The organism is Bradyrhizobium lablabi (assembly GCF_900141755.1).
Classification (GTDB): domain Bacteria; phylum Pseudomonadota; class Alphaproteobacteria; order Rhizobiales; family Xanthobacteraceae; genus Bradyrhizobium; species Bradyrhizobium lablabi_A.
Map to the genome: position 1 here is coordinate 5,432,898 of NZ_LT670844.1, position 25,758 is coordinate 5,458,655.

General features: G+C 61.5%; 30 protein-coding genes. 15 read left to right on the forward strand and 15 right to left on the reverse strand.

Translation table 11 applies throughout. The features are described from left to right. Positions 1-10: 10 nt before the first annotated feature. Positions 11-1,231 (reverse strand): SGNH/GDSL hydrolase family protein, encoded by a 1,221-nt coding sequence (locus B5526_RS25365; RefSeq protein ID WP_079542576.1) that lies wholly within the window; start codon positions 1,229-1,231, stop codon positions 11-13. 15 nt (positions 1,232-1,246) lie between these two features. Further along, positions 1,247-2,332: an acyltransferase family protein gene (locus B5526_RS25370; RefSeq protein WP_079542577.1), complete on the reverse strand. Its 1,086-nt coding sequence runs from the start codon at positions 2,330-2,332 to the stop codon at positions 1,247-1,249. Positions 2,333-2,347: 15 nt separating this feature from the next. Here B5526_RS25370 and B5526_RS37940 point away from each other — a divergent pair, with 15 nt between their 5' ends. After that, on the forward strand, positions 2,348-2,842 hold the full coding sequence (locus B5526_RS37940; protein ID WP_154071455.1) for a hypothetical protein: 495 nt from the start codon (positions 2,348-2,350) through the stop codon (positions 2,840-2,842). Positions 2,843-2,855: 13 nt separating this feature from the next. Here the strand turns inward: B5526_RS37940 and B5526_RS25375 are convergent, their stop codons facing one another. Then, positions 2,856-3,947, reverse strand: a complete 1,092-nt coding sequence (locus B5526_RS25375) for a glycosyltransferase (protein WP_154071456.1) — start codon at positions 3,945-3,947, stop codon at positions 2,856-2,858. Between the two features lie 269 nt (positions 3,948-4,216). Here B5526_RS25375 and B5526_RS25380 point away from each other — a divergent pair, with 269 nt between their 5' ends. After that, positions 4,217-5,368, forward strand: a complete 1,152-nt coding sequence (locus B5526_RS25380; protein WP_079542578.1) for a GNAT family N-acetyltransferase — start codon at positions 4,217-4,219, stop codon at positions 5,366-5,368. Next, the gene (locus tag B5526_RS25385) at positions 5,268-6,626 is read left to right on the forward strand and encodes an acyltransferase family protein (protein ID WP_079542579.1); all 1,359 of its coding nucleotides are present in this window, start codon (positions 5,268-5,270) and stop codon (positions 6,624-6,626) included. The genes B5526_RS25380 and B5526_RS25385 overlap by 101 nt, the downstream gene beginning before the upstream one ends. Positions 6,627-6,648: 22 nt before the next feature. On the opposite strand, the gene B5526_RS25390 is transcribed toward B5526_RS25385, so the two are convergent. The 5 genes from B5526_RS25390 to B5526_RS25405 form a co-directional block, all read right to left on the reverse strand. Next, a complete protein-coding gene (locus tag B5526_RS25390) occupies positions 6,649-7,608 on the reverse strand; it encodes a DUF5996 family protein (protein ID WP_079542580.1) in 960 nt (319 codons plus the stop codon). A 148-nt stretch (positions 7,609-7,756) separates the two neighbouring features. Continuing rightward, positions 7,757-7,888 (reverse strand): hypothetical protein, encoded by a 132-nt coding sequence (locus B5526_RS39485; RefSeq protein ID WP_283807555.1) that lies wholly within the window; start codon positions 7,886-7,888, stop codon positions 7,757-7,759. A gap of 69 nt (positions 7,889-7,957) precedes the next feature. After that, positions 7,958-8,557, reverse strand: a complete 600-nt coding sequence (gene wrbA / locus B5526_RS25395; protein WP_079542581.1) for an NAD(P)H:quinone oxidoreductase — start codon at positions 8,555-8,557, stop codon at positions 7,958-7,960. A 198-nt stretch (positions 8,558-8,755) separates the two neighbouring features. Continuing rightward, positions 8,756-9,454, reverse strand: coding sequence for a pirin family protein (locus B5526_RS25400; RefSeq protein WP_079542582.1), 699 nt, complete (start codon positions 9,452-9,454; stop codon positions 8,756-8,758). A 37-nt stretch (positions 9,455-9,491) separates the two neighbouring features. Further along, positions 9,492-10,244, reverse strand: a complete 753-nt coding sequence (locus tag B5526_RS25405; RefSeq protein WP_079542583.1) for an SDR family NAD(P)-dependent oxidoreductase — start codon at positions 10,242-10,244, stop codon at positions 9,492-9,494. A 117-nt stretch (positions 10,245-10,361) separates the two neighbouring features. On the opposite strand from B5526_RS25405, the gene B5526_RS25410 reads away from it, so the two are divergent. Beyond that, a complete protein-coding gene (locus B5526_RS25410; protein WP_079542584.1) occupies positions 10,362-11,294 on the forward strand; it encodes a LysR family transcriptional regulator in 933 nt (310 codons plus the stop codon). A 154-nt stretch (positions 11,295-11,448) separates the two neighbouring features. Here B5526_RS25410 and B5526_RS25415 read toward each other — a convergent pair whose 3' ends face one another. Genes B5526_RS25415 through B5526_RS25425 form a run of 3 tightly spaced genes read right to left on the reverse strand, consistent with a single transcriptional unit; the run spans position 11,449 to position 13,558 of the window. Next, a complete protein-coding gene (locus B5526_RS25415) occupies positions 11,449-11,904 on the reverse strand; it encodes a YbaK/EbsC family protein (RefSeq protein ID WP_079542585.1) in 456 nt (151 codons plus the stop codon). Further along, on the reverse strand, positions 11,894-12,640 hold the full coding sequence (locus B5526_RS25420) for a haloacid dehalogenase type II (protein WP_079542586.1): 747 nt from the start codon (positions 12,638-12,640) through the stop codon (positions 11,894-11,896). The genes B5526_RS25415 and B5526_RS25420 overlap by 11 nt, the downstream gene beginning before the upstream one ends. Before the next feature lie 33 nt (positions 12,641-12,673). Continuing rightward, a complete protein-coding gene (locus B5526_RS25425; protein ID WP_079542587.1) occupies positions 12,674-13,558 on the reverse strand; it encodes an amidohydrolase family protein in 885 nt (294 codons plus the stop codon). Positions 13,559-13,650: 92 nt separating this feature from the next. Here B5526_RS25425 and B5526_RS25430 point away from each other — a divergent pair, with 92 nt between their 5' ends. The 4 genes from B5526_RS25430 to B5526_RS25445 all read left to right on the forward strand — a co-directional run bounded on the left by B5526_RS25430 (position 13,651) and on the right by B5526_RS25445 (position 15,648). Beyond that, positions 13,651-14,127 (forward strand): MaoC family dehydratase, encoded by a 477-nt coding sequence (locus B5526_RS25430; protein WP_079542588.1) that lies wholly within the window; start codon positions 13,651-13,653, stop codon positions 14,125-14,127. Between the two features lie 7 nt (positions 14,128-14,134). Continuing rightward, on the forward strand, positions 14,135-14,569 hold the full coding sequence (locus tag B5526_RS25435; RefSeq protein ID WP_079542589.1) for a MaoC family dehydratase: 435 nt from the start codon (positions 14,135-14,137) through the stop codon (positions 14,567-14,569). Between the two features lie 183 nt (positions 14,570-14,752). Next, the gene (gene ykgO, locus B5526_RS25440; protein WP_002718645.1) at positions 14,753-14,878 is read left to right on the forward strand and encodes a type B 50S ribosomal protein L36; all 126 of its coding nucleotides are present in this window, start codon (positions 14,753-14,755) and stop codon (positions 14,876-14,878) included. A gap of 122 nt (positions 14,879-15,000) precedes the next feature. Beyond that, the gene (locus B5526_RS25445) at positions 15,001-15,648 is read left to right on the forward strand and encodes a tetratricopeptide repeat protein (RefSeq protein ID WP_079542590.1); all 648 of its coding nucleotides are present in this window, start codon (positions 15,001-15,003) and stop codon (positions 15,646-15,648) included. Positions 15,649-15,814: 166 nt separating this feature from the next. On the opposite strand, the gene B5526_RS25450 is transcribed toward B5526_RS25445, so the two are convergent. Next, complete coding sequence (locus tag B5526_RS25450; protein WP_079542591.1) at positions 15,815-15,997, reverse strand: hypothetical protein; 183 nt, start codon at positions 15,995-15,997, stop codon at positions 15,815-15,817. Positions 15,998-16,297: 300 nt separating this feature from the next. Here B5526_RS25450 and B5526_RS25455 point away from each other — a divergent pair, with 300 nt between their 5' ends. Continuing rightward, positions 16,298-17,260: an alpha/beta fold hydrolase gene (locus B5526_RS25455; RefSeq protein WP_079542592.1), complete on the forward strand. Its 963-nt coding sequence runs from the start codon at positions 16,298-16,300 to the stop codon at positions 17,258-17,260. Between the two features lie 123 nt (positions 17,261-17,383). On the opposite strand, the gene B5526_RS25460 is transcribed toward B5526_RS25455, so the two are convergent. Beyond that, positions 17,384-17,635, reverse strand: a complete 252-nt coding sequence (locus B5526_RS25460; protein ID WP_172842106.1) for a hypothetical protein — start codon at positions 17,633-17,635, stop codon at positions 17,384-17,386. 200 nt (positions 17,636-17,835) lie between these two features. Further along, positions 17,836-18,228, reverse strand: a complete 393-nt coding sequence (gene cycA / locus B5526_RS25465; RefSeq protein WP_079542594.1) for a cytochrome c-550 CycA — start codon at positions 18,226-18,228, stop codon at positions 17,836-17,838. Positions 18,229-18,483: 255 nt separating this feature from the next. On the opposite strand from cycA, the gene B5526_RS25470 reads away from it, so the two are divergent. Next, positions 18,484-19,977 carry an FAD-linked oxidase C-terminal domain-containing protein gene (locus B5526_RS25470; protein ID WP_079542595.1) on the forward strand — a complete coding sequence of 498 codons (1,494 nt, stop codon included), beginning with the start codon at positions 18,484-18,486 and terminating at the stop codon, positions 19,975-19,977. Between the two features lie 215 nt (positions 19,978-20,192). On the opposite strand, the gene B5526_RS25475 is transcribed toward B5526_RS25470, so the two are convergent. Beyond that, the gene (locus tag B5526_RS25475; protein ID WP_079542596.1) at positions 20,193-20,528 is read right to left on the reverse strand and encodes a putative quinol monooxygenase; all 336 of its coding nucleotides are present in this window, start codon (positions 20,526-20,528) and stop codon (positions 20,193-20,195) included. A 119-nt stretch (positions 20,529-20,647) separates the two neighbouring features. Here B5526_RS25475 and B5526_RS25480 point away from each other — a divergent pair, with 119 nt between their 5' ends. The 5 genes from B5526_RS25480 to B5526_RS25500 all read left to right on the forward strand — a co-directional run bounded on the left by B5526_RS25480 (position 20,648) and on the right by B5526_RS25500 (position 25,747). Continuing rightward, a complete protein-coding gene (locus tag B5526_RS25480) occupies positions 20,648-21,886 on the forward strand; it encodes an FAD-binding protein (RefSeq protein ID WP_079542597.1) in 1,239 nt (412 codons plus the stop codon). Beyond that, on the forward strand, positions 21,883-23,199 hold the full coding sequence (gene glcF, locus B5526_RS25485; RefSeq protein ID WP_079542598.1) for a glycolate oxidase subunit GlcF: 1,317 nt from the start codon (positions 21,883-21,885) through the stop codon (positions 23,197-23,199). The genes B5526_RS25480 and glcF overlap by 4 nt, the downstream gene beginning before the upstream one ends. A gap of 77 nt (positions 23,200-23,276) precedes the next feature. Continuing rightward, the gene (locus B5526_RS25490) at positions 23,277-23,732 is read left to right on the forward strand and encodes a hypothetical protein (RefSeq protein ID WP_079542599.1); all 456 of its coding nucleotides are present in this window, start codon (positions 23,277-23,279) and stop codon (positions 23,730-23,732) included. A gap of 405 nt (positions 23,733-24,137) precedes the next feature. Next, positions 24,138-25,154: a TorF family putative porin gene (locus tag B5526_RS25495; protein WP_079542600.1), complete on the forward strand. Its 1,017-nt coding sequence runs from the start codon at positions 24,138-24,140 to the stop codon at positions 25,152-25,154. Positions 25,155-25,222: 68 nt separating this feature from the next. Further along, complete coding sequence (locus B5526_RS25500) at positions 25,223-25,747, forward strand: HPP family protein (protein ID WP_172842107.1); 525 nt, start codon at positions 25,223-25,225, stop codon at positions 25,745-25,747. Positions 25,748-25,758 lie beyond the last annotated feature (11 nt).

Sequence of the window (25,758 nt, forward strand, 5' to 3'; positions counted from 1 at the left end):
GATCCAGCCTTTATCGGCGCCAATCATCCTTCAGGCCGATGCCTGCAATGCCAATCAGCCTGACTTGTTGACCTGCCGCGCGGCCGCTGCCTCCGTCATCATCAACAAGCTCGACGATGTGGCGCCCCGGTGTGAGGTCCTGGGCGAGGACAAGGATCGGGCGTTTCGGCTGCTTCAGAGTATCGAGCGTTTGAAACGATGCCCCGTCGATGCGGAATCGAATGCGGCGAGGGTCGAGTAGCGGGTCGGCAAAAACAGCGACAAGTCCGGTACCTGACCAGTCAAATGCGATCCGTCCCGCGGCCGCAGCGGCATTCCATGCAGCAACGCCCTTGTCGTCGAAATCCAGGTGCCAGCCTTGATTTTCATGGGGATCGAGAGCCGCCGCATCGCGCCAGTCTATATGTTCGAACGCATCTGAATGGAGCGGAGACGGCAGGGAGCTTGTGGCACCGGACCGGCCGGCAAGGTCCGCATGCCGTGCGTTATTGCACATGGCGGTTATGAAGCGCGCGGCCGCGGCGTGGCCGGCATCCGTGGGGTGAACGGTATCCACGATATAGTCGGACCAGTTGAGGCGACCGGCCGCCATTTCCGGCCAAAGCGCGTCGCGGAAGCTCACCATCGGCAGCTGGTAATGCGCGCCGACGTTGGCCTGCATTTCCTGGTCATTGCCGCCCTTTTCCCACATCATGAAAAGCAGCAGGACTGCCGGCAGGTTGGGCTGGGCGAGAATCTGGCGCACAAGGCCCTCGAAGGCTTCTCCGTCGGTCCAGTTGTCGTTGACGGCGAATTCTATGACGACGAAATCCGGCGTGTTTGAAAGCAAATCCTTGCCGGCGCGCAATGCGCCATACATCGAGCCGGTGCCGCCAACGCCGGCGTTGACCATGCGGACTTCGCACCGAGGGAACTGTTGTCGCCACCAGGTGAGCAGGCGGCCCGCGTAACTGTTTTCCTTAGTGGTCGCGAAAGCTCCGACCGTTATCGATCCGCCGATGACACCAAGCGTGATCGGCTCTCCCCGGTACGCCTTGGCGAAAACATTCATCAGGCGTCCCGGATCTCCAGCGGATAGCTGCGATCGGACAACAATTTTGTTTGTCAAAGGGTCGGCTGAAGCTAGGACCTTGGCGGGCCTGACGAGACAAGAGCCGAGCAGAAGTCCCGCCGTGCGGCGGGAAATCTGGATTTTTTGATGGATCGCGAGATCATCCGGACCGGACTTCATCCTGGCTCCATCGCATTAGGTTGCCGGCACCGCACGGCTTCGCCTTGGGCCGCCGGTCAAGAACGGTCTTTCGATGAAATGATGGCAGACGGCTCCGGATGCGAGGCCCACCAAAATGACAAGCGTAGCGCACATCAAATAGGCAGGCGGCTGATGGATATCAAACGGCCGCTTTGCTACAGCCCAAATCGCTCCGACGGAAAATAAGTGGAACAGGTAAACTGAATACGAAATATCGCCGATATACTTGAATAGTCTGCTGTAGGCGATCCGGCCCGCGGCTTCGTAATTGAGCCCGAGCAACACGATGTTCAAAGCGGTCAGCGACATCAGGAGATGCTTCCAAAGCGCGATCTCCTCGGCACCGCCCCAATCCACCACGTAGAACGCGACCAGGAGGACACACTGCGCGGCGATCGCCGCCCAGCGCAGTCGTTGGCCAAGATGCGCGAATGATGGGTGTCGATACACCTGCGCCAAAATGGTTCCGAAACTAAATCCGATCAGGCTCGGACTTGTGTAGATCGCTTCGACATAGCTGAGCCCCGTGACAAATTGACCGATTGCAACCAGGCAGGCGAAGATTGCGAGCAAAACCAGGATTCGCGCCGTGGATCCCAGGAAGAACAGGCTCGCGAACAGCAGATAAAAGAACACTTCAAAATTAAGGGTCCAGCCCAGGAGCAACAAAGGCGCCTTTGGTTCAAGCGAAGGCATGAACAGCAACGACTTCACCAGGCCCTCGATTGTGGGAATGGTGGTCCTGAACTGCGACGGTATGGCAACCGCAAGAATTGTGATCAATAAAGTTGCCGCCCAATACGCAGGTACGATCCGGAAGGCGCGCCGGATCAGGAATTCCTTCGGATTGAACCGGCCGTCGCCGGCAATTGTCGTTATGATAAAGCCGCTGATGACGAAGAATACATCGACGCCCAACCTGCCGGTTTTCAGCAAGCCCATGTTGATTTCGGCGAGCGGCCACTGCAACGCGTGCGTGGCCAGCACGCTGAGCGCCGCCAGGCCTCGCAAATACTGAATCGAAAGAAGCTGCGTCCGCGGCGTCCCAGAACCAGCGAGCGAGCGCGCAGTGTGCGTCATAACGAGACATCCTTTGTGGTGAAGGGCGACCTACACCGCATTTCAGCAAATCCTGCGCCACTCGCCGCGTTTTGGGGAAGCAGCGCGGTGCAAAATCTACCCGATGGCATGGAGTGGGCGGCGACGGCGGCGAATAGTCATAACGGCTACCTTGATATAGCTCTGGCGATGGGATTGCCCGGGTTGGTGCTTTTGATCGCCGTACTGGTGATCGCTCCCCTGCGGAATTTCCACGCCGCCGATCGCGGCGGCAATGGCGGGCCGCTGGCGATGGCGTTGCTGCAGATCTGGCTGTTCGGCCTCTATCTTTCGTCGCTAGAGCGTGGTGACTTTTCTTCGAATCGTCATCCCGCTCTATCTTTTTGTTTGAGCATGATCTTTTCGGAAAACCGGTACCCACTTTTCCGGATCATGCCCTCGAGAGCTTCTTTCTCGATCGCGCCTATCCGACGTGGTTCACGTTTCTGCTCGCGGTGTTCGGCCTGCACGACATGGCGCGCTTTCGAATAAGGGAGTGAGGCTTTCAGAACTGCGCCCGTACCGCCTGCGCGACGTCCTGCCACCAGCCGTCGAAATCGAACGGCGCTTGCACCGACGGCCGCTTGAGCGCCGATACGATCCGCTCGGCGTAAGCATCGTCATCCGATCCGCGCGCCACCAGAATAATGGCGCCGCGGTTGATCAGTTCCTTGAAACGCGGGTGATGGTCGAACTCGTCCGGTTCGGCGGGGCCGGTGACGATGACGGGCCGGCCCGACTGCACGCAGGTCAGAATGCTGGAGCGCCGCGCGGTGAGGCCCTCCTGGAGTGGATAACAGAATGCGTCGATCGCGGTAAACAGGCCGAACACTTCATGGTCGGAAGCGACATAGCCGCTGACGATGACGTCGCCTGACAGGCCGAGCTCGGCGGCGCGGGCGTAAAATTCGTGCTCGACATTGTCGACGCCGCGGATGAATGACCCGACATAGACGATCAGCGGCGCTCGCCCGCGCGCCTTCAAGGCCGCGCCGATGCCAAGCAGCGCATTGGGCTGCTTGCTCGGATAGATCGATCCGAAATGGCCGATTACCAGCCGTCCCTCGCCGCGCGCGGCGACGAGCCGGTGGCGCAACTCCGAATCGGCGATCCCCGGGGGCGCTTCGATGTTAGGGGGCAACGGCGCGAGCACGCATTTTTTGGCGGTAAAGCCGACCATGGGGTCGCAGGCGAGTTCGCGCCGCACCAGCGCTGAGAACGTCACGATGGTGTCGGCAAGCAGCAGCGCTGGGATGTAGGTGATGCGGCGCAGCCAATGCAGGCCGGCCCATTCATGCTGGATCAGGATGACACGTCGTCGGCGCAGCTGTGCCATGGCGAGCGCCAGCAGCGGTCGAAATATCACGCGTTTCCAGGCTACGATGGGGAAATTGCAGATCACGTTGCGCGCGCTTCCCACGGCGCGCCAGATCTCGGTGACCGACCCCTCCGTGCGCGTCAGGGTTAACGTGGTTGTGCCGCCGGGGCCGAGCTTTTCAACGGTCTCCGACAACAATCGGGTGAACTGTCCCACGCCGCACTGCATTTGCGGACCGGCGCCGAGAAAGAGCGCCTGATATGCGGGTTTTGGAGTCATCGTGGGGTTGCCGGCGCCTTCTCTAACGATCCGCGTTAGCCATACATCCCAGACATTATCTTACCGTAAGCAGCCGCAGGCGCCCCGGGCACTTTTCTTGCCAGATATCGGCTGAGGATTGGTTCGCCGTCTCATATCGGGACAGCGCTTTGGCGCATGCCTGGACAAAGCGGCCGTACGCACCGGGCTGTGGTGATGACGAACAAGTCTTCAAATTGGGCTGAAGTGACAGTGCTGGGAATGCTCGGTTTGCGGGAAGTGGGTTGGAAATGACGGTTTTGGAAGTTGGGCGGCTGAGCAGTCGGGCGTTTTCGGGAGTTTCCGGATTCCGGGTCGAGTTGGTGCGCGACTGGACGCAGGCATTGTCCCGTTGGGGCAACGCGGGCTCCGGAACAAGCTTCCAACATACCCATTGGCTTGCGGCCTGGTACGGCGCGTTCGATGCTGTCTCTCCGTTGATTGCCATCATCTCCGATAACGCGACCGACCAGCAGGTCGCCATGGTACCGCTGATCCATCGCGTGAAGGGCGGTATCCGTATCGTCGAATTCGCCGATCTCGATCTGACCGATTACAACGCTCCGATCCTGGGTCAGCGCGACGTCACGGACGCGCGCCTATTGTGCCAGGCATTGATGGCTGCGCTGCGCAGGTTGCCTGAGGGCATCGATCTCATCCGCCTGCGAAAGATGCCGGCCTATGTCGACGGCAGGCCAAATCCACTTGCGTCGCTGGGACGTATGGGTTCCTGCTCTCTGAACGGCAATCTCATCGTGATCGGCGATGATTTTGATGTCTACCGCGCCTCAATCAAGCGAATGCAGCTGCCGCGAAGCTGGCGCGTCTTCAATCGCTTTCCGGGTGCCACATTTCGGATCGTCGCCAGCGTTGACGAGGCGCTGGCGCTGCTCGACACCACGGATGCGCAACAACAGGCGCGCATGCATTCCCTTGGGTCGCCATTCAGCTTGAACGACGAATCCCCCGCGAGGTTCTATCGCGATCTCGTTGGTCGAGGCCTCGAAGAAGGTTATGTCGTCGCATCGGCGTTGGTGTGCGGCGAGGGAATAGTTGCGACCGGACTCGGCATCAGACGGGGGACGAGCTTTGTGTTCCTGCGTATCAGTAACGCCGGCAAACGATGGTCGCATTGCTCGCCGAGTCGGCTGGTCATTGAGCGAACGATGGCGGCTTTACACAAGGACGGCGTTCGGCAGTTCGACTTGAGCATCGGCAATTATGCTTTCAAGCGCCGGTTCGGTGCAGCCCAGTTTCCGCTGACGGATGCAAGCATCGCGCTCGGCTGGCGGGGTATTCCCTATGTCCTGCGCGATTACGCCGCGCAGTGGTTGCGGGGTCATCCCTGGTTGGCAAAACGGGTCGGACGCGCGCTGGGCAAACTGTCACATGACGGGGAATAACATGGCTTCAGCTGCGATCAATGAGACCAGGCAGTTCCGTGTGCTGGATGGTTGGCGCGGTATCGCCGCGCTGCTTGTCGCGCTGTTTCATCTGAACGTGTTCAGTGCGATCTATTCGCTGGATTTTGTCCGCAACGCATTTCTTTTTGTGGATTTCTTTTTCGTGTTGAGCGGCTTCGTCATTACCCACAGTTACGCCAACCGTCTCCGAACTCTGAAAGATTTAGGCGCGTTCGCGGTCAGGCGCTTCGGTCGCCTGTGGCCGTTGCACGCCGTCGTACTCCTCGCATTTGTCATCGTCGAAAGCGCGAAGGCGGTTTCCGCGGCGCGCGGCGCATCCCTCGCTAATCCACCCTTCACCGGGGCCTATTCGCTGGATACGATTGCGATGAACCTTGCCTTCGCCCAGTCATTCGGAATCGAACGGCAGCTGACCTGGAATTCGCCGAGCTGGAGCATTTGCGCGGAGTTCTGGACCTATCTGATTTTTGCCGGCGCGCTGTTCATTGCCGCAACATGGCTTTCTCGGATCCGTTTCGGGACCTTGAGCCTTATTGCGGCAATGCTGATCGGCTGCGCCGCAATCCTTATTTTATTCGCGCAACACGGCATCGACGCGACCTATGATCTGGGTCTGGTCAGATGTCTCTATGGTTTCCTCGTCGGGCACCTGACCTATCGCCTTTGGCAGGCTGCCTCCCACCTCAAGTTCAGGGGCGGACTTCTAGAAGTGGGGACGCTGATCGCAATCACCGTCTATGTGTCGGTTGTTGGACGCACGGGCTATTCATTTTTCGCGCCGCTGGTCTTTGCCGTCGCCGTCTTCGTTTTTGCGTTCGAGGCCGGGCCGATCTCGATCCTGATGTCGAACAGGGGAAATGCGTGGCTCGGCCGGATTTCCTATTCGATCTACATGTGGCAGGCCTTCATCATCATCAATTTCGTCGATCGTCCCTTCTCGATGTTCGAGAAGATAACGGGCCGGGTACTGACCACGACTGAAGGCGCAAGCTCGGCACTTGGCAATGAGGCCGGCAAGCTGATCATCTTGGGCGGCCATTTCGTGCCGATCCTGGTAACGATGCTTTATATTGGTCTTCTCATCGCCGTGGCGAGCGCCAGCTATTATTTGATCGAGAAACCTGGACAGGAATTGTTTGTACGCCTTGCACGCTGGCGATGGCGCCGATCTGGTTCGCCTGTGCAGGATGGCGTTCTGTCGCGGAGACGAGCCCCACCCGCTGGTGCTGCTCCATAGCGCAAGCCTCGCGCGAAGAGAATTAAATCTGCCGCACCACGCCGGGCTGGCCGAGCGGGCATTCCAGCGCGTCGCGATCCCATTTTGCGGCGTTGGCGGCGGCTTCGTAGGTGCTCTGCAAAAATTCGAGCAGCGCCTGGTCCGGGCTCGCCGCCGTGCGCACGGCGTCGTAAGGCAAAATGAATTCGCCGAGCGCCTCGCTGAAGAATGCTGCTTTCGGCGTGACCTGCGCGGTGCGGAAACCCGGCGGCTCGGGATAGGCATAGGAATAGAACGCCGGGTAGTCGATCGCGCCGCCGCCCGGCCAGAAGCCGGCGCTGCTGACTTCGTGCGAGTAGGCTTCGCAAGCGACGGCATCCGACAAATGCGGCACGCCGCCGGGATGGCGCGGCGCGCGCTTGCCGGAAAACCGCGTCACCGCGAGATCAAAGCTGCCCCAGAAGAAATGCACCGGGCTCGCCTTGCCGAGGAACGAGGTGCGGAATTGTTTTAACACGCGATCGGCATTGAGCAGAATCTGAAAGAACCGCCGCACCGCTTCCGGATCGTAGGAGGCATGCTTGTGGTCCAGCGAAAACTTGATCGGCTCCGGCAATTCGTTCGGCGTCTCGTCGATTGCGATGTGGATACCGAGTTCGGAAAGCGCTGCCAGGATCGCCGTGTAGAAACCGGCAACGGATTTGCCGGCGAGGGCAAACTGCCGCGTCGCGCCATCAGTGGTCGAAATCCGCAAGACATGATCGATGAAGTCGAGATCGACCTGAAAATCGCGCCCGCCGTCGGGGATCGGCGAGGTAGTCAGCCCCCGCGAGGTGACATAGAGCGCGACGTGCCAGGAGTGGTTCAGCCAGGGCGAACGGACGAGACGAATCTTGCCGACGATCTGGGTCCACAGATGCAGGGTCTCGCAGGTGTCGCGCCAGGATGCGGTCGGCAATTCCGGCCAAGAAACTCCAAAAGGGACTTCATGAGAATTACTCATGCGCCACCGTACAGTTTGTCATCGACATTTCCCCAAAAATGAACCTGCCGGACAGAAACCAGTCCGGCCCTTATATGCCAACTTTTAGGGGATTGGGAACGCGCGCGTCAGCTTGCCCTCGCCGCGTGCTTGCCGGAGAGCGTAACAATCAGGAATTGGTGCTTTCCGGGCACCCACGCCGTCCGCGCGAGGCGCGGAACAGGCTGCGGCAATACCAACGCCGCGCAATCGCCTCGAGCGGATTGCGCGCCAGTTGATAGAAAAACAGAATCTCGAGCATGGCGAAGCCCATCGTCTCCGCCACAGAGATGGGGCGGCATTCGCAAAAGAGAATGCCGCCCGCATCGCATCAGCCATGCAGTTTCTTCGCAGTCTCCGCGATCGTACGCCCTTGATAGCGCGCGCCTGCGAGTTCGTTTTCGGACGGCTGACGGCTGCCGTCGCCGCCGGTGATCGTAGTCGCGCCATAGGGCGAGCCGCCGGTAACCTCGTCGAGCTTCATCTGGCCGGCAAAGCCGTAATTCAGGCCGACCACCGTCAAGCCGAAATGCAACAGATTGGTGATGATGGAGAACAGCGTGGTTTCCTGGCCGCCATGCTGGGTCGCGGTCGCGCTGAAAGCGCCGCCTACCTTGCCGTGCAGGGCGCCCTTCATCCAGAGGCCGCCGGCCTGGTCGAGGAAGTTCGCCATCTGCGACGACATGCGGCCGAAGCGGGTGCCGGTGCCGACAATGATGGCGTCGTAATTGGCAAGCTCTTCGACCTTTGCGACCGGCGCCGGCTGGTCGAGCTTATAGTGTGACGCTTTTGCGACTTCCGGCGGCACCAGCTCGGGCACCCGCTTGATATCGACGGTGGCGCCGGCTTCGCGGGCACCTTCAGCGACGGCGTTGGCCATCTTCTCGATGTGGCCGTACGCGGAATAATAGAGGACGAGAACTTTAGTCATGCTTGGTCTCCGGGAGGGTTGATCGGGCTTCGTTTCATTTAGAGCGTCGTTGCCGGGCTTGACCCGGCAATCCATCACTTTTTCGAAAGAACCTTCCGAACAGGAAGGATACCCGGGCACAGGCGAGCGGAAGCGACGCCGTCCTTCGTACGGCTATGCCCGGGCATGACGAGCGAGTGTGTCTGTCGATGCACGGCCTTACGCCGCATCCACCAGCACCAGCTCGGAATCTTCCAGCGCGGTGATCTTCAGTTTCGCCTCGTCGCGTATCGCGACGCCGTCGCGGGCGTTGACGCGCACCCCGTTGACCTCGACGGCTCCCGCCGCCGGAACCAGATAGAGGTTGCGGGTTTTTGCTGGCGCATATTCCGCGCTCTCGCCGGCCTTCAGCGTCGTCGCAAGCACGCGCGCATCGGCGCGGATCGGCAGCGCGTCGTTGTCACCCTTAATTCCGCTGGCGATCGTAACGAAATTGCCGGAGCGATCCGCCTTGGGGAACGGTTTCGCGCCCCAGGTCGGCTGGCCGCCTTCGGTATTCGGCTCGATCCAGATCTGGAAGATTTTTGTCTTGGTCGGCTCCAGATTGTATTCGGAGTGACGGATGCCGCTTCCGGCGCTCATCACCTGCACGTCGCCCGCCTCAGTACGGCCCTTGTTGCCGAGACTGTCCTGATGGGTGATGGCGCCCTCGCGGACATAGGTGATGATTTCCATGTTGGCGTGGGGATGGGCGGGAAAGCCGGTGTTCGGCGCGATCTCGTCGTCGTTCCACACCCGTAAACGACCGTGGCCCATATTGCTGGGGTCGTAATGGCTGCCGAACGAGAAATGGTGTTTTGCCTTCAGCCAGCCGTGATCGGCGCCGCCGAGTTTTGCAAAGGGTCTGAGTTCGATCATGGGATTTTTTCCTTAAAGAGTGGATTTCTGTTGGAGTTCAGGCGCCGAAGCCGCCGTCGACATTGAGCACGGTGCCGGTCACGAACGACGCGCCGGGGCTTGCAAGGAACACGACGCCGGCGGCGATTTCCTCAGGGGTGCCGTAACGCTGCAGCGCGTGCTGGGTGCGTTGGGCTTCGGCAAAGGCGCGGCCGTCCTTCGGGTTCATGTCGGTGTCGACGGAGCCGGGCTGCAGCACGTTGACGGTGATGCCGCGCGGGCCGAGGTCGCGCGCCGCGCCCTTGGAGTAGCCGACGATCGCGGCCTTGGTGGCGGCGTAGTCGGCAAGCCCCGGAAACGATGCGCGGGTGGCGATGCCCGAGCCAATGGTGACGATGCGGCCGCCTTCGCCCATCAGTTTCGACGCCGCACGGATCGCGGTGACCACGCCGTGCACGTTGATGGCGTCCTGTCGCGCGAGCGCTGCAACATCCGCGTTCGCGTCATCGACCGCGCCGCCGACGGCAACGCCGGCGTTGTTGACGAGGATGTCGAGCCGGCCGAAATGGTTTGCCACATCCTTCACCAGTTGATCGACTTCGTTCGAGTTCGCCTGGTCGGCCTTGAAGGCGCGCGCCTTTACGCCCTTGGCCTTTAATTCTTCAACCACCGCTTCGGCCTTGTCGGGCGAGGCGACATAGCTGATGGCGACGTTGGCGCCTTCGTCGGCGAGCGCGCGGGCGCTTGCCGCGCCGATACCGCGCGAGCCGCCGGTGACGAGGGCAACCTTGCCGGCAAGTGATTTGGCCATTGGATTTCTCCGCTGTTCGAATTCCGTTGCGGCAGTGGATATGCGTTTCCAGATGTGTTAGAAATAGAAACTATCGAAACCTATTGTTTCTATTATTGTCCTAATCGGAGTGCTCCAATGGCCAAACTCCCCGACTTCGAAGGGCTGGCGATTTTTGCAAAAGTCGTGGAATTGCGGTCGTTTGCCGCGGCGGCCGGCGAATTGGCGCTGTCCAAGGCGACGGTGTCGAAGGCCGTCACCCGGCTGGAGGAACGGCTCGGGGCGCGGCTGTTCAACCGTACCTCGCGGCGGCTCGCCTTGACGGATGCCGGTCAGAAATTGTCCGAACGCGCCGCGCGTCTGTTGGCCGATGGCGAGGCGGCCGAGAACGAGGCCTTGGCGCAATCGGTGGCGCCGCGCGGATTGGTGCGGCTCGCAGTCCCGATGACGTTCGGGGTGAAGTCGGTGGCGCCGATCCTGCCGGATTTTCTCGCGCAATACCCTGACGTCTCGATCGACCTTCATTTGAGCGACGCCATGGTGGATTTGATCGGCGAGGGTTTTGACGCCGGCCTGCGGATCGCGAGCCTGCCGGATTCCTCCCTGATCGCGCGGCGGCTATGCGCGATGCCGCGCTATACGGTGGCCTCGCCCGCCTATCTGAAGCGCTACGGCCGGCCGACCCATCCGATGCATCTCGCGCAGCATCGATGTCTCGGCTACGCCTATCTCTCGACGGCTGGCGCCTGGAATTACACCAATGCCGCCGGCGAGCAGGCGAGCGTGCGCCCCGCCGGTCCCTTGCGCGTCAACAACGGCGAAGCGCTGATACCGGCGCTGCTCGCGGGCCTGGGCATCGCCGATCTACCGGATTTCATCGTCGGCGAGGCGATTGCCGCAGGCGAGGTCGAGGTGATCCTGAAAGACTGGAAGCAGACCGAGGGCTCGGTGCATCTGGTGACGCCGCCCGGCGGCCCGCGCCCCGCCCGCGTCGAGGTGCTGGCGGATTTTCTCGCCAAGCGCTTGTCGGTTGCCGGCAAACTCGGAAGGGCCCCCCGCAAGGCCCGCTGAACCCGGATTAAATCCACGTGGACCTTTGTGCAACCCGCAAGTCCGGTCGCGCGCCGATTTGCGAACCGAGTTGCATCTTGGTTGGGCGGACGGGCGACCGGCCTCCGGTCCGTGCGAACCTGGCGGCGGCGGACATGCGGGTCTCAGCCGATCCTCAGCACACATCGACCCATTCGGCGTTGACGAGGTCGGCCAGCCGAAAGGGCGCGATGCGGACCGCGCTGTGGGTCGAGCCCGCCGCCGGCACAACCTCGTCGAACGCCTTTAACGAGATGTCGCAATAAACCGGCAGCGGCGTCTTCAATCCGAACGGACAAACGCCGCCGACTTCGTGGCCGGTGATCGCGGCGACCTCGTCGAGGCCGAGCATCTTCGGCTTTGCCCCGAAGTGCGCCTTCAGCTTCTTGTTATCCATCCGCGCCGTGCCGCTGGCGACGATCAAAACCACGCGCTCACCGATCCGCAAGCTCAGCGTTTTGGCGATCCGGTCCGGCTCGACGCCATAGGCTTGCGCCGCCAGCTCCACAGTTGCCGAGCTTTCGGTGGACTCGATCACCGCGATATCGGGAGCTTTCTCCGCGAAAAACGCCCGGACCGATTCAAGGCTCATGCGCAGCGACCAGACCGGGTAGTTCCGATAGCGCGTGGATGCGATAGTCGGGCTTGAGCCCAAGCTCGTCCATCTGGGTGCGGATCGCCTTGAACATCGTGAGCGGGGGAACGACGTCGCTCTTCACACACGCCAGCGCCATCGCCTCCGGCGTCACCCGCTCGATCCACGCGACGTTCAGCCCGAACGACTTGGCGCCGCAGGAGTCCCACGGGTTCGACGACACGAACAGCACCTCGGTCGGCGGCACGCCGAGTACCTCCTCGATCAGCGTGTAGGCGTCTGGAGCGGGTTTGAAGATCTTTTTGGAATCGACGCTGATGGTGGCGTTCAGCACGCGGTCGAGCCCGCTATTTTTCACCAGCGCGCTGAGCATCGCGGTAGAGCCGTTGGAAAGGATCGCAAGTTTGCAGCCCCGCAGCGCGGCCAGCGTGGCGAGCGCATCCGGATAAAGGTCGAGATGGAGGTATTTTTCCATGATGCGCGCGAACGCGCCGGGCTCGGCCTTGAGCCCAAGCACTCTCAGCGTGTAGGCGAGCGATTCCTCGGTGATGACGGAGAAATCCTGGTGGCGCCGCATCAGCGAACGCAGCCAGGTGTATTCGAGCTGCTTGATGCGCCAGATCTGCGTGATGATCTCGCCATAGCTTGGAAACGCCTCCTCGGTGACCGATGCCACCGACTGGATATCGTACAGCGTGCCATAGGCATCGAACACGACGGCTTTGATGGTCACGGCACAGCTCGCTTTTTTTGAGATCAGCCGGGCTTATATACCCAAAATCCTGCGCGCGTTAGCTTTCAGTACCTTCGGCCTGATCTCGTCGCGGATCTCGAGTTTGGCAAAATCCGACAGCCAGCGGTCGGGCGTGATCACCGGCCAGTCCGAGCCGAACAGCATCTTGTCCTGCAGGATCGAGTTGATGTAGCGCACCAAAATCGGCGGAAAATATTTCGGCGACCAGCCGGAGAGGTCGATATAGACATTCGGCTTGTGAGTCGCGACCGACAGCGCCTCTTCCTGCCAGGGGAAGGAGGGATGCGCGAGGATGATCTTGAGGTCGGGGAAATCCGCCGCGACGTCGTCCATGTACATCGGGTTGGAATATTTCAAGCGCATCCCCATGCCGCCCGGCATGCCGCTGCCGACGCCGGTCTGGCCGGTGTGAAACAGCGCGATCGCACCGCCCTCGTTGATCGCCTCATACAGCGGATAGGCCATGCGATCGTTCGGATAAAAGCCCTGCATGGTCGGATGGAATTTGAAGCCGCGGACGCCGTACTCCTCGATCAGCTTGCGCGCCTCGCGCACGCCGAGTTTGCCCTTGTGCGGATCGATGCTGACGAAGGGGATCAGCACGTCGAGATTTTCGGATGCGACTTCCAGCATCTCGTAATTGTTGTAGCGGCGGAATCCAGTCTCGCGCTCGGCATCGACCGGGAAGATCACCGCGGCGATTTTCTTCGAGCGATAATAGGCCGCGGTTTCCGGCACCGTCGGCGGGTGCTTGTGCGGCGACTTGAAATAGTCGGCCATCTGCGCCTGGAAGTCGTCATAACCGTCGTCGCCATGCATGCCGCAGGGCTCTTCGGCGTGGGTGTGGATGTCGATCGCCACGACGTCTTCGATATTGGGCAATTTCAATTTTGTCATTTTTGGTTCCCGACGGCCGCTTGACTGTACAGTCTGAAAATTGATTATACCATATAACAAATTTAACAAGACCGCGGAAACGGGAGGATGAGATGGCGCAGGCGGAAGCCTTCGAGACCGACTTCTGGAAACACGCCAATCTGCGGAAAGTGTGGGACGACATCATCCCCGGCGAGCCGCGCAAGACTATTCCCTACACGCTGACGCGGGAAGCGATCGAATTGTATTGCAAGGCGGTCGGCGAGGATCACCCGATCTATTTCGACGAGGCCTACGCCAAGACCACGCGCTATGGCGGGTTGATCGCGCCGCCCTCGATCCACATCCTCTTGATGTTTTCCTGCACGCCGGCCGACGACTGGATGCGCAGTCCAGGCACCGTCAATGCCGGGCAATCCTGGAGCTACAACATTCCGGCGCGACCTAATGACGTGATTACGCTGCAGGCGCGCGCGCTCGACAAGTTCATCAAGCGCGAGCGGCTGTTCGTGGTGCACGACAATGTCTTCTTCAACCAGCACGGCGAAGTGATCTGTTCCGGCCGCGGCTGGACCATCCGGCCGCAGTGAGGGCATCATGACAACGACGTTTGAAGACCTGAAGGCCGGCGACGCGATCGAGGGTCCGACTTTCGCGGTCAGCCGCGAATCGATCCGGCTGTTTTGCGACGCGTCGCTCGATTACAACCCGCTGCATCTCGATGACGACTACATGAAGGGCAGTTTCGGCAAGACCAATTTCGGCGGCATCATCATGCACGGCATGAACAATTTTGGGCTGATCTCACGCATGATCACCGGCTGGGCCTATCCGCGAGGCGCCATTCACCGCCGCCTCGAAACGAGGTGGGTCAAGCCGGTCCGGCCGGGCGACACCATAAAGCCGACCGGGATCGTCACCTCGAAGCGGGCGACAGCAAAGTCGCGCTGGGTCCTGATCGACGTCATGGTGCGCAACCAGGCGGGCGAGAAGGTCGCGACCGGCGAGGCCATGGTCGAGTTCCCGCATTAACCCGGTGCGGTTCCCGTGGCCCGGCCAAATCGGCCCCAAAATGGCTGTTTGGATTGACATTCGGCCGCTGCATGGCTTAGAAACCGCGCGTCCCGGGCGGCGCGGCCGCCGGCGGGATGAAGCCCGTTTTGCCATGTATTTCGGCCTGTCCAACACGGCCTTTCAAAGCATCAGGATTGTCCCATGAAGGTCCGTAACTCGCTGAAATCGCTGCGTGGTCGCCATCGCAACAACCGTCTGGTCCGCCGCAAGGGCCGGGTCTATGTGATCAACAAGGTCCAGCGCCGCTTCAAGGCGCGCCAGGGTTGATACAAGGCTGAATCGGGCCTGATTCCGGCTCGCTCGAGGTTTCCACGAAAATTCTGGGCCTTCACGGGTCTTTGACGCCGTTGCTGCTTTGCAGCGCGTTTTTCCGCGTCTAGACTTTGGCCATGGCATCAAGATTCCCTCGCGCGCGCGACGGCCTGACCGCAATCCTCTTCACGGTGATGATAGCGGCTGTGCCGGCCTTGGCCTTTGCGCAGGACCCGCACGCTGCCCCGTCCCGGAAAAAGCCGCCGGAAGCACCCAGCAAGCTGCCGAAGGTCGGCGCTGACAAGACCAAAGGCCTGGATTTCCTGTTCGGTGCGCTGAAGGCCGCGCCCGATGAGGACAGCGCCAAGCATGTCGAGGCGCGGATCTGGGCGATCTGGATGCAGACCCCGAGCGATACCGCGGCGCTATTGATGTTGCGCGCCAAGGCCGCGATGGAAGCCCAGCAGATGGAAATCGCGCTGAAGCTGCTCGATGCCGTGGTCAAGCTGCGGCCCGATTATGTCGAGGCCTGGAACCGGCGCGCGACGCTGTATTATTTGCAGAACGATTACGCCCATTCGCTTCAGGATATCGAGCAGGTCCTGGTTCGCGAGCCCCGTCATTTCGGCGCGCTGGCCGGCCTTGGTATGATCATGCAGGACTTAGGCGACGACAAGCGCGCGCTGGACGCCTTCCGCAAGGCCCTCGCGATCAACCCGCATCTCGAGAAGGTGCCGGAACTGGTCAAATCCCTCAGCGAAAAGGTCGAAGGCCGCGATATCTGATCGCTCTTTGATCGATCCGATGCTGTTCGATCCCATGCTGTTCGATCCGATGCTGTTCGATCAGAGTCCTGATCTCTCCGCCGCCGTTAGCACTTCGCGCGAACAAAACGCGTCAAAACAAAGCTCTCACGCATCGGTTCTGGTCCCGTCAGAACCGATCGCGGCCCTAGTGCAGCGCGTTACTGCCGCGCTCGAACGGCCCGCCAAGGGCCACCGCTGCGTAAAGCTGCAAAAGTTCCGCCTCGAGCTGCTCGTTGACCAACAGCAGCGCCTTCAGCGCACCGTGCAGGTCGCCATTGCAGCTCGCCACAATCTCGTCGATGGCGGCTTCACTCGGTCTGGAAGTCATCGAAAATCTCCAATTGTCCCGTAACATAACGTTGAGCGCCCGATCTGCGTTCCTGTGGATAATGTGGATAGGTCGGGCGATGACAACCTCGATGGCTCCGCGCTCGTCCGATCGCCACAGTGCCGATCCCGGTTATATAAAGTTGCCGATGACGGCTATATGAAGGCACCTGCATGAGGGGCGGGAAAACCTATCCGTTTTGGGTATTCTGATCGCGAAACCGCCTCTGGTGGCGTCACGAAACCGCACCCGCTGTAGCTCCGTAACTTGCTTGTGCCCCAACTCATCCGGACCTTGCACATGATAGCAATCATCCTCGTGGCGGCGCTGGCTTTCCTGGCGCTGGTCACGCAGGCCGGTGTGCTTGCCGTGCAGCGCGCTTTTCCCGCGCAAGGCCAGTCGATCGAGGTTGATGGCGCAACACTGAACGTCCTCGAACTCGGCCCGCACGATGGCGCCGGCCCGCCCATCGTGATGATTCATGGCGCGAGTTCAAATCTCGAAGCGATGCGGCAACCGCTGGGCGAACTGCTCGCCAAAATGCATCGCGTGATCCTGATCGATCGTCCCGGGCATGGCTGGAGCACGCGTGCGCGTCTGGAGGATTCCACGCCGGCGATCCAGGGCAGGATGATCAATCAGGCACTGACAAAACTCGGCGTCGGCCCTGGCATCCTCGTCGTCCATTCCTGGGCCGGCGCGCTCGGCGCGCAGATGGCGCTCGATTATCCCAAGCGCGTTGCGGGCCTGGTGATGCTGGCGCCGGTCGCTTATCCGTGGCCCGGCGGCGTTGGCTGGTACAACAAGCTCGTCACCACGCCCGTGATCGGCCCGCTGCTCGCCTACACTATCACGCTTCCGCTCGGCTATTTCCTCGCAGAGCGTGGGGCCCGCGGCGTGTTCCTGCCGCAGACCATGCCGGAAAATTATGTCAGCGATACCGCCACGCCATTATTGCTGCGCCCGCGAGAATTCCTCGCCAATGCCTGGGACCTCGTCACGCTGAAAACGGCGGTCAAAGCGCAGGCGTCGCGCTATGCCGAGATCAGCGCACCGACGGTCGTGATTTCGGGCGACGTCGACAAGACGGTGTCGACCAACATCCATTCGCGGCCGTTCGCAATCACCGCGCCGCACGCGAAACTGATCGTGCTGCCGGGTGTCGGCCACATGGTCCAGAATGCGGCACCCGAGCTTGTGACGAGCGAGATCGAGGCCATGATCGGCAAGCTCACGCGCGGCACGGCAGCCGCGGCGAACTAGTTCCTCGTCATGCCCGGGCTTGTCCCGGGCATCCACGTCTTGCCGGTATCGCCGCAAGAAAGACGTGGATGGCCGGGACAAGCCCGGCCATGACGTGGAAGGGCCGCAACCAGTCAGCAATCTTCACTCGTGCGCCGACGCCGTTGCCGGGTGTGGGGCAGCCTCAGCTTCCGCCAGGCACTTCGTGATATGGGCGATCCGATCCCTAGGCAGCACTTTGGCCACATCGGCCTGGTGCGCGCATTCGCGCTGCCTGATTTGCTCGGCACGGCGCGCTTCCGCCGCCTCACGATACTCGGGAGCAACGGCATTCGGATCGACCAGCTTTTGGGCGAAGGCCGGCCCGCTCAATGCCAACGCCACGACAAAAGTCATTCGCCAAAATGATTTCAAAATAATCCCCCTTATGAAACAACCTCCATCATTGGCCTCCGTGATGAGGCCGGCTAGGCAATTCTAGTCCGGCCTTGGTCGGATGCCTATGAACCAAATCACACCTCCACCGGTGGAAGGGGGATGGCTTCCGCTCGTCTCGACCCCGCAAAGTGCGGGGCGAGGGAGCGACGGCAATCTGGTTACTTCGTCTTGCCGTCCTTGTCGTATTGCGAAATGAAGGCCCAGAGGTCGTTGACCTCCTTTTCGTTCTTGATGCCGGCGAAGGCCATTTTGGTGCCGGGAATCTTTGCTTTCGGGTCCTTGATGTATTCCTTGAACTGGGCCTCGTTCCAGGTGATGCCGGAATTCTTGTTGGCATCCGAATAGGAATAGCCGTCGGCGGTGCCGGACTTGCGGCCGTCAAGGCCGTTGAGCTCGGGGCCGACCTTGTTCTTGGCGCCTTCGCCGATCGAATGGCAGGCCATGCATTTGTTGAACGAGGTCTTGCCAGCCGCGACGTCCTGCGCCAGGGCCGCGGATGCCGCCGCCGATGATAGAATGACGACCAGCGCGCTCAGTGCCAAATTTTTCATGGTGTGCTCTTGGTGGGTTTTGGAGAGGGGGGCGACGGTGCCGCCGCCGTTGTGACACGGCGGCCTCAGTGTCTACAAGCCGCGAAATGGTTCCAGGTTTCATCGATCATCCCCATAACATTGGTGATGGCCGGCATTCCCGGTCGGTCACTCTTTGGTGAGCTACCCAAAACGGTCCGGACGTGCTTGATTTGCCACCAGAAATCGGCGAGCGAATGCGCTCGCGGCCCGCGAGCTCCTGTCGGAGAAAAACCCATGACCATCATGATGCCCGCTTCCGACCAGGCCGTCCTCGACCGCCGCGATGAAATCGTCGCAGCACTGCGCGCGATCGTGCCGGGCGAGGGTGTGATCGACAGCCCCGCCGAAATGCTGCCTTACGAATCCGATGGTCTGATGGCTTATCGGCAACCGCCGATGGTCGTGGTGCTGCCGGACACCACCGAACAGGTATCGAAGGTCCTCAAATTTTGCTTCGAGCAGGGCATCAAGGTGGTGCCGCGCGGCTCCGGCACGTCGCTGTCCGGCGGCGCGCTGCCGCTCGCCGATGGCGTGCTGCTCGGCTTGGGCAAATTCAAGCGCATCCGCGAGATCGACTTTGACAACCGCGTGGTGGTGACCGAGCCCGGCGTGACCAATCTCGCCATCAGCCAGGCGGTGGCGCATGCCGGTTTTTACTACGCGCCCGATCCATCGTCGCAGATCGCCTGCTCGATCGGCGGCAATGTGGCGGAAAATTCCGGCGGCGTGCACTGCCTGAAATACGGCATGACCACCAACAACGTGCTCGGCTGCGAGATCGTGCTGATCACGGGCGAAGTCATCCGCGTCGGCGGCAAATCCGCTGAGAACTCCGGCTACGATCTGATGGGGATCATCACCGGCTCCGAAGGCCTGCTCGGCGTCATCACCGAGATCACGGTGCGGATCCTGCAGAAGCCGGAGACGGCACGCGCGCTGATGGTCGGATTTGCCCAGGTCGAGGCGGCCGGCGAATGCGTGGCGCGGATCATCGGCAATGGCATCATTCCGGGCGGCATGGAGATGATGGACAGGCCGGCGATCCACGCCGCGGAGGCTTTTGTCCATGCCGGCTATCCGCTCGACGTCGAGGCGCTGCTGATCATCGAGCTCGATGGTCCCGGCGTCGAGGTCGATGAACTGATCGGCCGCGTCGAGGCGATCGCGCAAGGATGCGGCTCGACCTCGTGCCGGATTTCCAGTTCGGAGATGGAGCGCAATTTGTTCTGGGCCGGCCGCAAGGCGGCCTTTCCGGCGGTGGGGCGGATTTCGCCCGATTATCTCTGCATGGACGGCACCATCCCGCGCGGCAAACTGCCGGAAGCGCTTTCGCGCATCCGCGACCTCTCGGCCAAATACGATCTGCGCGTCGCCAACGTGTTCCATGCCGGCGACGGCAATCTGCATCCCCTGATCCTCTACGATGCCAACAAGCCCGGCGAGATGGAGCGCGCGGAAGCTTTCGGCGCCGACATCTTGCGCGTCTGCGTCGAACTCGGCGGCGTGCTCACCGGCGAGCACGGCGTCGGTATCGAAAAGCGCGATTTGATGCCGGAAATGTTCAGTGAGATCGATCTGAACCAGCAACAGCGGCTGAAATGCGCCTTCGACGCCCAGGGGCTGCTCAATCCGGGAAAAGTGTTTCCGACCCTGCACCGTTGCGCGGAGCTCGGCCGCATGCACGTCCACGCCGGCAAGCTCGCGTTTCCCGAGCTGCCGCGGTTCTAGCCGAATGAGCTCACCTCAATTTCCAATCGTCATACCCCGCTCTCCGCTCGTCATAGCCCGCGCAGGCGGGGTATCCAGTACTCCGCGCTGTCCAGGTTTATCTTCGACGCTTGTGGTTACTGGATCGTCCGCTGGAGCCTGTCATCGGGCGGCGCGGCGCGCCGACCCGGTGGCGGACGATGACAGCGAAATGCGGACAGGCGACTGCGCAACCTTTACAGCAGCGCGTATTGCGCGCGTTCGCGCTTGGCGAGCAACGGCAACGCCTCGCCGGCAATATAGGTCTTGAAATGCGCACTCTCCTGATGCGCCTTGAAGGCGGCTTCGTCTTGAAACAGTTCGTAGAACAGGAACTGTGCGGGATTTTCTTTCGCCCTCGAAATCAGGAACAGTTTTGCGCCGGGTTCGCTTTGCGCCTCGGGCAGGAAGCGCGACAGGATATCGGCGATCCGGTCGGCTTGTCCCTCCCTCGCTTCCCATTGCGCGACGACCAACAATCCGCCGCCGCTGACGGCCTCGCTCACACTCTTGTTGATTGCATATTGACCCATGGTTCTTGCTCCGTGATTGACAGGTATAGTTCGATATAGGACGAATATTGTCTGAGATGTTTCGATAGTGGTCGAAGTGAGGATGTCGTGGGCGCTCGGGGAAACGTGAGAAGGACGGCGTGGATACTCTGAAAGTACGTGACGCCAAGGACGTCGAAGCGGCGGTGCGCGCGGCGATTGCCGGCGACCAGCCGCTGGAAATCATCGGCCACGGCTCAAAACGGCTGATCGGCCAGCCGATGGCGACCAATGCGGTGCTCGACCTGTCGGCGCTCAATGCGGTGACATCCTATGAGCCGAACGAACTGATCATCACTGTGCAGGCGGGGGCGCCGCTTTCGGATGTGCTCTCGCTGATCGATTCCAAGAATCAGCAATTCGCGTTCGAGCCCATGAACACGTCCATGCTGCTCGGCACGCCCGATATCGGAACCATCGGCGGAATGATCGGCGCCGGCCTCGCCGGCCCGCGCCGGATCAAGGCCGGCGGCGCCCGCGATCATCTGTTGGGCGCGCATGCGGTGTCCGGCTTCGGCGACAGTTTCAAGGCCGGCGGGCGGGTGGTGAAGAACGTCACCGGCTATGACCTCTGCAAGCTGTTGGCGGGGTCCTGGGGCACGCTGGCGGTAATGACGGAAGTGACGCTGAAGGTGATGCCGCGTCCGGAGAGCGAGCGCACGCTGGTGCTACGGGGGCTCGACGATGTCAGCGCCAATAAGGCGATGACGGCGGCGCTGGGCTCACCGTTCGATGTGTCCGGCGCCGCGCATGTGCCGAATTCGGTGTTTCGGGCGGATACCGGCGGGGTCGGCGACCTCGGCTCAGTGCAAGCCGCGGTCACCTTGCTGCGGCTGGAGGGCATCACGGGGTCGGCTTCCCATCGCGCGGGGGCGCTCGCCAAACTTCTCGCGCCCTTTGGGAGCGCGGAAATTGTCGAAGATGCCGCTTCAGCTGCTATCTGGAGTTCGGTTCGCGACATAAGACCATTCGCGGCCAATGGCTCGCTCGGCGCCTGGCCGGTATGGCGGATCGCCTGTCCGCCGGCCTCGGGCGGGGTGCTCGGCGAGCGGCTGGCGCGCGACACAGGCGGCGATGTGATCTACGACTGGGGCGGGGGCCTGATCTGGGCGGCGCTGCCGCCCAAGCCCGACGCCCAGGCCGCTTTGGTGCGCCAGCGCGCCGAGGAGGCTTCCGGTCACGCCACCTTGATTCGCGCATCCGAAGAGGTACGGCGCAATGTCGACGTATTTCATCCACAGGCTGGCGGCCTTGCGGCGCTTGGTGAGCGCGTCCGGCAAAGCTTCGATCCGAAGAACATCCTCAATCGCGGCCGAATGCTGCGAGGTGCCGCGGCATGAAGACCGAATTCAGCCTCGCCCAACTCGCCGATCCCGACATCAAGGAAGCCGACAAGATCCTGCGCGCCTGCGTGCATTGCGGGTTCTGCACCGCGACCTGTCCGACCTATGTACTGCTCGGCGACGAACTCGATAGCCCCCGCGGCCGGATCTATCTGATCAAGGAGATGCTGGAGAAGGATCGCCCGCCGACGCAGGAGGTGGTGAAGCATATCGACCGCTGCCTGTCCTGCCTCGCGTGCATGACCACCTGTCCGTCGGGCGTGAACTACATGCATCTGGTCGACCAGGCGCGGGTCCGGATCGAGAAGAACTATACCAGGCCGCTGCCCGAGCGGGCGCTGCGGGCGGTCCTTGCGTGGGTGCTGCCGCGGCCCGGACTGTTTCGCTGGAGCATGATGTTGGCGCGATTCGGCCGGCCGCTCGCTGCCCTGCTGCCGATCCCAAGGTCGGCATCGGCATCGCCTACTTTATTGCGGCGGATCAAGGCGATGCTAGCGCTCGCGCCGCGCCGCCTGCCGGCGCCCGGACCATCAGGCGGAAGCGTCTTTGCGGCCCTTGGCCAACGGCGCGGTAGAGTTGCGCTGCTGCAGGGCTGCGCCCAGCAGGTGCTGGCGCCGCGCATCAATCAGGCCGCGATCAGTCTGTTGACGCGTCACGGCATCGAGGTCGTGCTGGTCAGGGACGAGCAATGCTGCGGTGCGCTGACCCATCACCTCGGACGCGACGACGACGCGCTGGCGCGGGCGCGCGCCAACATCACGGTGTGGCAGAAGGAGGCCGAGCAAGGCGGCCTCGACGCCATCCTGGTGACGACGTCCGGGTGCGGAACGGTGATCAAGGACTACGGTTTCATGCTGCGCGAGGACCGCGAGTTCGCGCCCGCGGCCGCGAAGATATCGGCGCTCGCCAAGGACATCACCGAGTATCTCGGCGCCATCGAACTCACGCCATCGCAGCAGCAAAGCGATATCGTCATCGCCTATCATTCGGCTTGTTCGCTGCAGCACGGACAGAAAATCAGCGAGCTTCCGAAAGAATTGCTTTCCAAGAACGGATTCGTGGTGAAAGATGTACCCGAGAGCCATTTGTGTTGCGGTTCGGCGGGGACGTACAACATTCTCCAGCCTGACATTGCGAGCAGATTGCGCGATCGCAAGGTCGCCAATATTGCGATGGTCAAGCCGGACATGATTGCTGCGGGCAATATTGGATGCATGGTTCAGATTGCCGGCGGCACGTCAGTTCCTGTGGTGCACACGGTTGAGCTTCTCGATTGGGCGACAGGCGGTCGAAGGCCAGGATTAAGTTGATCGATTGGCCCCGCGCCTTGTGGCGGACGACTTGAAACGCCCGATAGACATTGATCGGCGGCAACAGGAGGATCACGATGGCTAAAGGCAAAAAGAAGAAGGGCAAGAAAAATAAAGCTAAGAAGGACAAGAAAAAACTTTTGATGGCGAAAAAATCCGCGAAGAAATCTTCCAAGAAGTCCGCGAAGAAAGCCAAGAAGTCCGCGAAGAAGTCAGCCAAGAAAAAATCGGCCAAGAAGGCCAAGGCAGCGGCGCCGAAGAAATCAGCCAAGCAGGCGGTCGCCAAGAAGAGCCCCGCAAAGAAGAAGGCGGCTCCGAAACCGCCAGCCGCAGCGAAGCCTCCGGCTCCGAAGCCGCCAGCCGCAGCGAAGCCTCCGGCTCCGAAGCCCGTCGCGCCCAAGCCTGCGCCGCCGATGGCCGCGCCGGCTCCGGCGCCCGCACCGGCGGCCCCGAGCTGGGCCTCGCCCAGTCCGAGCTCCGAGCCGTCATGGGCGTCTCCTTCGTCGAGCTCAGGCGGCGACGAGGAAAAATAGCAAACGCCTCGCCGCCGACGACGGTGCGCAGGTTCGAAGGCCGCAGCGGTTCGCCGCTGCGGCCTTTTCTATGCCTTGGCTTCAGCCAGCGACTGATTCGGCTACCCCGGCCGACCAAGCCGGCATTGCCGTCCCTCGCGAGGGCACGGGTGTCGCGCCTCACCCTCCAGAAGTCGCGCGATAGCCGCGGACGGCCTCAAAGTTGTTGTTTGAATGCAACACCCGCGAACAACATTTCTGATAACGTCGATTTGGCCTAAAAAAGCATCAGATGATTATCTTTTTTGCTTCCCGCTCTGGTTGGCCCGTTCCAGATTGCTGTCACGTTAAGGAATTTTCTGCAGTCGGTTACCGCTAGTCCTGGGGGGCGCCGGAACTGGGCTGTTTTGGACAGCGGGGAGCGTCATGAAGAAACTGGTTTTAGCGGCAGCAGTACTTGCGGTGACTGCGGGGTCGGCTTTCGCGGCGGATTTGCCGGTGAAGGCCGTCAAAGCGCCGCCGCCGGCGCCGTTTGATCCCTGGGATGTCGCCTTCGGTAGCGCCATCATGAACGACTACATCTTCCGTGGCGTGACCCAGTCCAACCACAAACCCTCCGTCGCCGCCTATTTCGAGCCGCGCTACAATGTTACCAAGGATGTGCAGCTTTATGTCGGCACCTCGTTCGAGAGCATTTCGTTCCCGAATCGTGCGGCGGCTGAGGTCGACATCTACGGCGGGATCCGCCCGACCTTCGGCATGTTCGCCTTCGATTTCGGCCTTTGGGGCTATCTCTATCCGGGTGGACAGTGCTTCAACTCGGCAGCGTTCCCTGGTTCGGGCATCCCGGGTTCGGAACTCGGGTGCATTCTGAACGGAAACCTGCCGGTCAACGGCAACGTAGCCAAGAAAGACGCGAGCTTCTATGAGGGCTATGCGAAGGTCAACGTGACGCTGAACGACCAGTGGCAGGTCGGCGCTAACGAATACTACTCGCCGAACATCCTGAACCTCGGCGCTTGGGGCGACTACGCATCGCTGACCGCCAAGTGGACGGCACCGAGCACGACATTCGGCACCAGTGGCGTCGGCATGTACGTCTCCGGCGAATTCGGCCGGCAGTGGCTCGGCACTTCGGATCGGTTCTACGGCGTCGTCAGCCCCTTGGGTAACTTCGCTGCGGGTGTTCCTGAGCCCAGCTACAACACATGGAATATCGGCGTCGGCTTCACCTACAAGGTGTTCACCCTGGATCTGCGTTACTCCGACACCAACCTCTCGAAGGCTTCCTGCAACGTCTACACCAGCGACTACGCCACCAGAAGCTTCAGCCCTGCCTTCATCACTCCCACCAATCCGGGAGGCTTCGGCTCCAACTGGTGCGGCGCCGCCGGCATCGTCAAGCTCTCGGCCGACCTGACCGCGATGACGAGCTTGAAGTAAATCATTCTCTCAACGCTTAATGGGGGCGGCAGAGCGATCTGCCGCCCCTTTTGTTTTGGCGAGTTGGAATGAGCCTGGATTGGCGAAAGCTGGCGGAGAAGGTGCGCAGCCGCGCGGGTCTGCATCCTATGGCGGAGGCAACCGCTGCCGGCGTTGTCGCGGGCGCCGGCGCTGCCATCGCCATCTTCGCGATGGAGTGGTTCTCGCGCGCGTCCCACTACCCGCTGTTCATCATCCCGTTTGCCACCTCGATCGTGCTCGTGATCGGATCGCCGGAAGCCGAGCCGGCGCAACCACGCGCGTTGATCGGCGGGCATGTGGTGTCGACGATCACAGGCCTGGTCTTGCTGAAATTGACCGGGCCGCACGCCTGCGCGGCGGCGGCCGCGGTCGGGTTGGCGGTTCTGGCGATGTACCTCACCGGCACGTTTCATCCGCCGGCAGGGATCAATCCCCTATTGGTCGTCTCCAATCATCTGCCGTGGTCGTTCCTGCTCGCGCCGGTGCTGACGGGTGCGGTGCTGTTGGCGGTCTTTGCCTATGTCTGGCACCGCTGGGTCGGCCGCCGGAAATGGCCGCAGCGCTGGCTCTGACGCGTCAGAAA